The sequence below is a fragment of the Rhodococcus sp. NS-SX18 genome, assembly GCF_057367935.1.
Genome location: NZ_CM170633.1, coordinates 5,469,450 through 5,476,959, shown reverse-complemented (window position 1 = coordinate 5,476,959; position 7,510 = coordinate 5,469,450). Strand labels below are relative to the sequence as shown.

9 protein-coding genes are annotated in these 7,510 nt (G+C 67.1%); all 9 read left to right on the top strand.

Features of this window, described 5'->3' with window-relative positions:
* The first annotated feature begins 512 nt into the window (after positions 1-512).
* Positions 513-656, top strand: coding sequence for a 50S ribosomal protein L34 (gene rpmH, locus AC2IPW_RS25170; RefSeq protein WP_003936647.1), 144 nt, complete (start codon positions 513-515; stop codon positions 654-656).
* A 21-nt stretch (positions 657-677) separates the two neighbouring features.
* Positions 678-1,055, top strand: a complete 378-nt coding sequence (gene rnpA, locus AC2IPW_RS25165) for a ribonuclease P protein component (protein WP_486375965.1) — start codon at positions 678-680, stop codon at positions 1,053-1,055.
* Entirely contained in the window at positions 1,052-1,333 is a 282-nt protein-coding gene (gene yidD / locus AC2IPW_RS25160; RefSeq protein WP_010595438.1) for a membrane protein insertion efficiency factor YidD, read from the top strand. The genes rnpA and yidD overlap by 4 nt, the downstream gene beginning before the upstream one ends.
* Positions 1,334-1,403: 70 nt before the next feature.
* Complete coding sequence (yidC, locus tag AC2IPW_RS25155) at positions 1,404-2,510, top strand: membrane protein insertase YidC (protein ID WP_371384427.1); 1,107 nt, start codon at positions 1,404-1,406, stop codon at positions 2,508-2,510.
* Positions 2,511-2,531: 21 nt separating this feature from the next.
* Entirely contained in the window at positions 2,532-3,077 is a 546-nt protein-coding gene (locus tag AC2IPW_RS25150) for a Jag family protein (RefSeq protein WP_003936652.1), read from the top strand.
* Positions 3,078-3,174: 97 nt separating this feature from the next.
* Positions 3,175-3,855 (top strand): 16S rRNA (guanine(527)-N(7))-methyltransferase RsmG, encoded by a 681-nt coding sequence (rsmG, locus tag AC2IPW_RS25145; RefSeq protein ID WP_040782341.1) that lies wholly within the window; start codon positions 3,175-3,177, stop codon positions 3,853-3,855.
* A gap of 824 nt (positions 3,856-4,679) precedes the next feature.
* On the top strand, positions 4,680-5,684 hold the full coding sequence (locus tag AC2IPW_RS25140; protein ID WP_450120696.1) for a ParA family protein: 1,005 nt from the start codon (positions 4,680-4,682) through the stop codon (positions 5,682-5,684).
* Positions 5,681-6,754: a ParB/RepB/Spo0J family partition protein gene (locus AC2IPW_RS25135; RefSeq protein ID WP_486375964.1), complete on the top strand. Its 1,074-nt coding sequence runs from the start codon at positions 5,681-5,683 to the stop codon at positions 6,752-6,754. Before AC2IPW_RS25140 ends, AC2IPW_RS25135 begins: the two co-directional genes overlap by 4 nt.
* Before the next feature lie 57 nt (positions 6,755-6,811).
* The gene (locus tag AC2IPW_RS25130) at positions 6,812-7,501 is read left to right on the top strand and encodes a GNAT family N-acetyltransferase (RefSeq protein WP_289381728.1); all 690 of its coding nucleotides are present in this window, start codon (positions 6,812-6,814) and stop codon (positions 7,499-7,501) included.
* Positions 7,502-7,510 lie beyond the last annotated feature (9 nt).

Genomic DNA, 7,510 nt, shown 5'->3' with positions numbered 1-7,510 from the left:
CGAGGTCGAGGCGGACGGATGAGCAGCCGCGACGACCGGCTCGGATCCGAAGTGTCCAGTGTTACATGTCTCGAGACGCCCGGCGCGCGTGGCCCCGGGCTAGCGACTGCGGATTCCGGTTCCCGCCCGGCTCGGCGGCCGGGCGCAACGCCGGTGCCCGCGGGGCAGGGGTGATCGGCCCTGCTCACCGCGGTGGTGGGCGACGAGGAACTGCCCCGGCGAAACCATGAACGGGAGCGTACCGGAGCATGAACGGGGTCACGCGACTTCGTGTTGCGAACGTGACGAGGGGGAAAATGGCATGCGGCGTGTCGTCTTGCGTGTGCCGCGTCGTCGCGGTTTGATTTCGTGCTTGCCGCCGAGTAGCCTCGAACAGTCACTCATACAGCAGTGACGGATCCGTGCTGCCACGCAGTGTTCTCTTTTCGCGTACGGCACGTGTTCATGCGATTTTCGTACACGTTGGACCGAGGACGCCGACCGGCGTCACAGAACTTCGAGGAGTGTTGACCGTGGCCAAGGGCAAGCGGACGTTCCAGCCGAACAACCGACGCCGCGCGCGCGTTCACGGCTTCCGTCTCCGGATGCGGACCCGTGCGGGCCGCGCGATCGTGTCGGCGCGCCGCCGCAAGGGCCGCTCTTCGCTCACCGCCTGATCCCGATTCCGGGAGCTCGGGGTGCTACCTGAGCCGTATCGCCTGCGGCGCCGCGCGGACTTCTCCGAGACAGTTCGTCGCGGCCGCCGACAGGGACGGCGAGACCTGGTCGTGCACGCGATCGAGCGGGAGCAGGCCGAGCTGGTGGTGAGTTTCGGCGGTCCACGATTCGGATTCGTCGTGAGCAAGGCTGTCGGGCCGGCGGTGATTCGACATCGAGTCGCACGCCGGCTTCGTCATATCTGTGCGACGCTCGTCGACGAGGTTCCCGCCGGCGCTGACGTCGTCGTCCGGGCTCTGCCCGGTGCCGCCTCGGCGTCCTCACACGAACTCGACCGGCAGGTTCGCTCCGGCCTCGCCCGCCTGGGCCTGGTCGCGACGGCGCGGCGGCCGGGATGAACGCGGGCGAGGTACTGCGGTCGGTGCGCTCCGCACCGGCGCGGATGTTGATCTTCTGCATCGAGCTCTATCGCACGTACGTGTCCCCGACGCGCATGCCGACCTGCCGTTTCACCCCCACCTGCAGCGAGTATGCCGTCGAGGCGTTGCGTACCCGCGGGTTCGTGGTGGGCGCCGTATTGACGGTCGTCCGGCTGCTCAAGTGCGCGCCCTGGCACCCTGGAGGCTGGGATCCGGTGCCCGAGCGGCGGCATCGATCGGTCGACCGGGATCCCTGACCGGCACTGAAGACTTCGGACCGACGCCGCTGGTTGGCGACCTTGGACGACCTGAGGAGTACATAGAGCCGTGCTCGACTTCATCTACTATCCCGTGTCCTGGATCCTCTGGGTCTGGCACAACGCTTTCACGGCACTGCCCGGACTGGAGCCCGACGACGGTGCGACGTGGGCGCTGTCCGTGGTCTTCCTCGTCTTCACGCTGCGGGCGATCCTGTACAAGCCGTTCGTCAAGCAGGTCCGGACGACGCGGCAGATGCAGGAACTGCAACCGCAGATCAAGGCGCTGCAGAAGAAGTACTCCAACGACCGGCAGCGACAGGCCGTCGAGCTCCAGAAACTGCAGAAGGAGCACGGCTTCAACCCGCTGATGGGTTGCCTCCCGGTGTTGCTGCAGGCGCCGGTGTTCATCGGTCTGTTCCACGTGCTGCGCTCGTTCAACCGCACCGGTGAAGGCTTCGGTCAGCTCGGCCTGTCGCCGGAGGAGAACGCGCAGCTCGGCAACTATGCGTTCAGCGCGGAGGACGTGCAGTCGTTCCTCAGTGCGCGCCTGTTCGGTGCGCCGATCTCGGCATGGATCACCCAGCCCGAGGCATCGCTGGTGGCGTTCGAGCCGTTCGGCGGGATTCCGTCCCGGCTCGACATCGCGCTCGTAGCCATTCCGCTCATGATCGTGGCGGGCATTGCCACCCACTTCAACTCCCGTGCCTCCGTCGCCCGGCAGAGTGCGCAGGCCGCGGCCAATCCTCAGGCCGCGATCATGAACAAGCTGGCTCTGTACGTGTTCCCGCTCGGCGTCATCGTCGGCGGTCCGTTCCTGCCGATCGCCATCCTGCTGTACTGGGTGAGCAACAACATCTGGACCTACGCGCAGCAGCACATCGTCTTCCGCAAGATCGACCAGGAAGAAGAGGCCAAGAAGCAGGCCGCGATCGCACGCCGCAGCGACAACGCTCCCAAGCCCGGCGCCCGTCCCGATCGGACGACGAAGAAGAAGACTGCGTCCACCGGTACGGAGGGCACCGCTGGTACGTCGGAGGTCTCCCTGGAGAAGACGGGCGCGGACGACGCGTCCGGCGGTGCCGAGCCGTCCGCGCCGCCGTCCGGATCCCCCAAGAATGCGGCCGGATCGAAACGCCCCGGCGGCTCGAAGAACTCCAAGCGCAAGCGGCGCTGACCGAAGAAGAGAGAGCGAATCATGGCCAGTGACCTGGACAAGGCACAGGAGGATGCCGACGTGACCACCGAGACGCCGGATCTCGATGCGGATTCCGACTCCGAGGACGATCTGCTGGTCGAGGAGGGCGAGATCGCCGGTGACTACCTCGAGCAACTGCTCGACGTGCTGGACTTCGACGGCGACATCGACCTCGACGTGGAGGGCGATCGCGCGGTCGTGAGCATCGACGGCGGCAAGGACCTGTCCAAGCTCGTCGGTCGCGACGGTGAGGTCCTCGACGCCCTGCAGGAGCTCACCCGTCTCGCCGTGCAGCAGGTCACCGGTGAACGCAGCAAGCTGATGCTCGACATCGCCGGCTGGCGAGCCGGCAAGCGGGCCGAGCTCAGCGCGCTGGGCACCGCTGCCGCGAAGCGTGTCCTGGAGACCGGAGAGCGTGAGGAGCTGACTCCGATGACGCCCTTCGAGCGCAAGATCGTTCACGACGCGGTGGCCAGGATCGACGGTGTCTCCAGCGAGAGCGAGGGCGCCGAGCCGCAGCGCCGGGTCGTCGTCGTCAAGGACTGACCGACAGCAGTTCGACCGGACAGCAGGAGGGAGGGATCTCGGCGCGCGACGCCGGGATCCCTCCCTTCTCTCGAGGCGAGGTGGTCGCCGGGAGAGGATGTTTCACGTGGAACAGGACGAGGGACGCATTCACGAGGTCGCCGTTCGCGTCTTCGGTGAGCGACTCGGTCTCGCGGAGCAGTACCGGGATTCGCTCGCGACCGACGGTGTGGAGCGTGGACTCATCGGACCGCGCGAGGTCCCCCGACTGTGGGACCGTCACCTGCTCAACTGCGCCGTGCTCGGTGAGCTGATCGACGAGGGTGAACGTGTCGTCGACGTGGGCAGCGGTGCCGGTCTGCCGGGTATCCCACTGGCCATCGCCCGTCCCGATCTGCACGTGATCCTCGTCGAGCCGTTGCTGCGTCGGTCGGTGTATCTCGCCGAGTTCGTCGAAGCGCACGGCCTGACCAATGTGCTCGTCATTCGCGGGCGTGCGGAGCAGCCCGGCGTCGTGAAGGAGGCCGGTGGGTCGGATGTCGTCACCTCCCGTGCCGTGGCCCCCCTGGCGAAACTCGCCAAATGGTCGCTGCCGCTCGTGCACGAGGGCGGGCGGATGCTGGCACTCAAGGGTTCCAGCGCGGCGGAGGAGATCGAGCGTGACCGTGACGAGCTGGCCCGTCTCGGTGCCGGCAACCTCGAGGTCCTCGAGTGTGGTGTGGGTCTGCTCGAGACACCCACCCTCGTGGTGAAGGCCGAGCGGATGCCGCGGCCGATTCGGCGGCGCAAGAAGCATTGATCCGGTTTCACGTGAAACCGCTCCGCGCTCTCGAGTGAAAGACTCTCTCGAGCATCGCACTCGAGAGGGTGCGTGCCTCGAGGGACTCGAGGCGATGAAGAGTGCCTGTCGGCGTGGATTGTTCATCCCCCGTCGGGCCCCCATTCGAAGGCTGGACCGCGCGCCGCTCGTGACCCCCGCCTCGAGATTCGGTCTCGAGACCCCGGGCTCGAGGACCCGCGGTGGGTCTCTCCGTCGCGTCACGGTTCCGGCCCCCGATCCTGGCCGAAATTCGCTCTGGTATGGCCGATCCTGTTCACATCTACCGCCTGTCGACCTCTTCGGCAGGACGAGTCACCGAAGTTGTTGGCGGCCTTCACTGTTGGAGCCAGTGGTCAGGTGAGTCCGGAAGGGCGGATCTGTTGCGGCACGCGCCCTTCCCCCTACCCTCGTTCAAATCGTCACTGTGACAGTAGCTCTCTCCTTCGGCGCCGGATCTGTCGCCGAGGGCGGAGTGTTGTTTCACGTGAAACCCGCTCTTTTCGGTTTCACGTGAAACAGCGGGTTTCACGTGAAACGAGATTCGTCGGCGACGTCGTCGCACCCCCGCGGAAGGCGGATGGGATACTGAGTCGAAACGAGGAAAGGGAGTGAGCCGGCAACGGTCGCCAACCCTCGCCGGCGCGCTCCCCTTTCCGAGTTCGGGCATCAGTCACTGCGCCTCGGCTCACTCCACCCCCCGTGGGACCGAAACGGTGACCGGCCGCGGCGATCGAGCGCGGATCACCGGCGTGGTGTCGCGAGGGGGATGTACCGTGCGGGTGTCGACAACAAAGGAGCGGTCAATGTCGGGTGGATCTGAATCCGCTGTTTCACGTGAAACCGAGACGCAGAGGACGATGGCAACCGCGTCCGAGTCCGCCGAGGACGAGTTCTCTCCGATTCCGTACGAGGGACTCTCCCCGCTGGATACCCCGATCGGCGCCGCTGCGCACCGGGCCAGTCAGGTGCTGCACCCGAGTTCCGTGAACGCTCTCCCCAAACCGGCCCACCGTCGAGTGATCACGATCGCGAATCAGAAGGGCGGGGTCGGCAAGACCACCTCCACCGTGAACCTCGCCTCCGCCCTCGCCGTCCAGGGGTTGACCGTCCTCGTCGTCGATCTCGACCCTCAGGGCAATGCCAGCACCGCTCTCGGAGTGCCGCACCACTCCGGCATCCCGTCGAGCTACGAGGTGCTTCTCGGTGAGGTCAAGGCGGCCGAAGCCGTCCAGCAGAGCCCGCACAGCGAGCGCCTGTTCTGCATCCCGGCCACGATCGATCTCGCCGGCGCCGAGATCGAACTCGTCTCGATGGTGGCGCGCGAGAACCGTCTGAAGAACGCCCTCTCCGCGGCTGCGCTGGGCGACCGGGACTTCGACTACGTGATCATCGACTGCCCCCCGTCACTGGGTCTCCTCACCGTCAATGCGCTCGTCGCGGCGAAGGAGGTGCTCATTCCTATCCAGTGCGAGTACTACGCGCTCGAAGGCGTCGGCCAGTTGCTGCGCAACATCGAGCTGGTCCAGTCGCACCTCAATCCCGAGCTGCACGTCTCCACCGTGCTGCTCACGATGTACGACGGCCGCACGAAGCTCGCCGATCAGGTGGCGGAGGAGGTGCGTGCCCACTTCGGCAGCGCGGTGCTTCGCTCTGTCATCCCCCGCAGCGTGCGGGTCTCGGAAGCTCCCGGGTACGGGATGACCGTCCTCGACTACGATCCAGGTTCGCGCGGTGCGATGAGCTACCTCGACGCGGGACGCGAACTGGCCGCACGTGGGTACCGGAACGAGAAGCAGGGGAACGAATGAGCGCGACACGCAAGGGCGGGTTGGGTCGGGGTCTGGCGTCGCTGATTCCGACCGGCCCGGCGGCCGCCCCCGGTCTCGGCAACGCTGCGGCGGACGTGATCATCGGCGACAACCGCAAGACCGCGTCGAAGAAGGCTGCTGCCACCGCACCGGCGAAGTCCGGGAACACCAGGACCGAGGACACGAAAACGGGGGGCATGACAACCGAGGCCGACGGCGGTCCGGCGCCCACGCCGGCACCACTCCCCTCCCCCGCCGGCGCGGTCTACCTCGAGATCGACGCGGACAAGATCGAACCGAACCCGCGACAGCCGCGGCAGGTCTTCGACGAGGAGGCGCTCGCCGAGCTGGTCCACTCTATCCGCGAGTTCGGGCTCATGCAGCCCATCGTCGTGCGCAGGATCGACGGCGAGCGGTACCAGCTCGTCATGGGTGAGCGCCGGTGGCGTGCCGGCCAGGAGGCCGGGCTCGCCACCATTCCGGCGATCGTCCGTGAGACCGACGATCAGTCCCTCCTGCGCGACGCGCTGCTCGAGAACATCCACCGCGTCCAGCTCAATCCGCTGGAGGAAGCCGCGGCCTATCAGCAGTTGCTCGAAGAGTTCGGGGTCACCCACGAGGAACTCGCGGCCCGCATCGGACGGTCCCGTCCCGTGGTGACGAACATGATCCGCTTGCTCAAGCTGCCGATCCCCGTCCAGCGACGGGTCGCGGCGGGGGTGCTGTCCGCGGGGCATGCCCGCGCCCTGCTGTCCCTCGAGGCCGGGCCCGACGCGCAGGAGGTTCTCGCGGCCCGTATCGTCGCCGAGGGACTCTCCGTCCGGGCCACCGAGGAAGCGGTCATGCTGGCGAATCGCGGCGACGGCAAGGACACCGCGCCTCAGCAGCGCCGCAAGCCCATCCAGATGCCCGGCCTGCAGGACGTCGCGGAGCGCCTGTCCAATTCCTTCGACACCCGGGTCACGGTCAGCCTGGGCAAGCGCAAGGGCAAGATCGTCGTGGAGTTCGGGTCGGTCGACGACCTGGAGCGGATCGTGGCGATGATGGAAACTCAGGCCGACCCCTCTTGACGCCTCGGCACGTCAGGACGACAGTCGAGGATACGGACAGGGAGGCTGAGTAACCCAGTGTCGACTCGAGTCACAACTCTCACCCTGGGCGGAATGGACCAGCTGTCGGCACACGCCCGACGCTGTGTGTTCTGGGAGATGGATCCCGCGGCGGTACGCGACGCGGGCGGGTTCTACGATCCGGAGTTCGAGAAGGAGGCGTGGCTGTCGATGGTCATGCTCCAGTGGGGTTCCTGCGCCCAGGTCGCCACGCTCGACGACAAGCCCGCCGGCAGCGCGTTCTACGCCCCGCCGAACATGGTGCCGCGTGCCCACCTGTTCCCGACCTCCCCGGTGAGCGCGGATGCCGTTCTGCTGACCACCATGCGGATCGAACCGCTCGCGGAGGACAGCGACCTCGGCACGGGACTGATCCGCGCGGTGATCTCCGATCTGATCCGCCGCAACGTACGCGCGATCGAGGCCTTCGGGTACCGGTCCGACGGAGAGACGGAGAGCGATGTCCCCGGCGCAACGGCGGCCCGGGACTGCTCCCCCGCCGAGTGCATGATCGAGGCTGGATTCCTCGAGGACATGGGCTTCGAGGTCGTCGCCCCTCACCACCGCTACCCCAGGTTGCGACTCGAACTCGATCGCGATCACGAATGGAAGATGGGCGTGGAAGCGGCCCTGGACCGTCTGCTCGAGGAGGCCGCACTCACCGTCGCGGGCATCTCGGACCGCACGCCCGTGGGGGCGGCCCGCTGAGCGAACCGC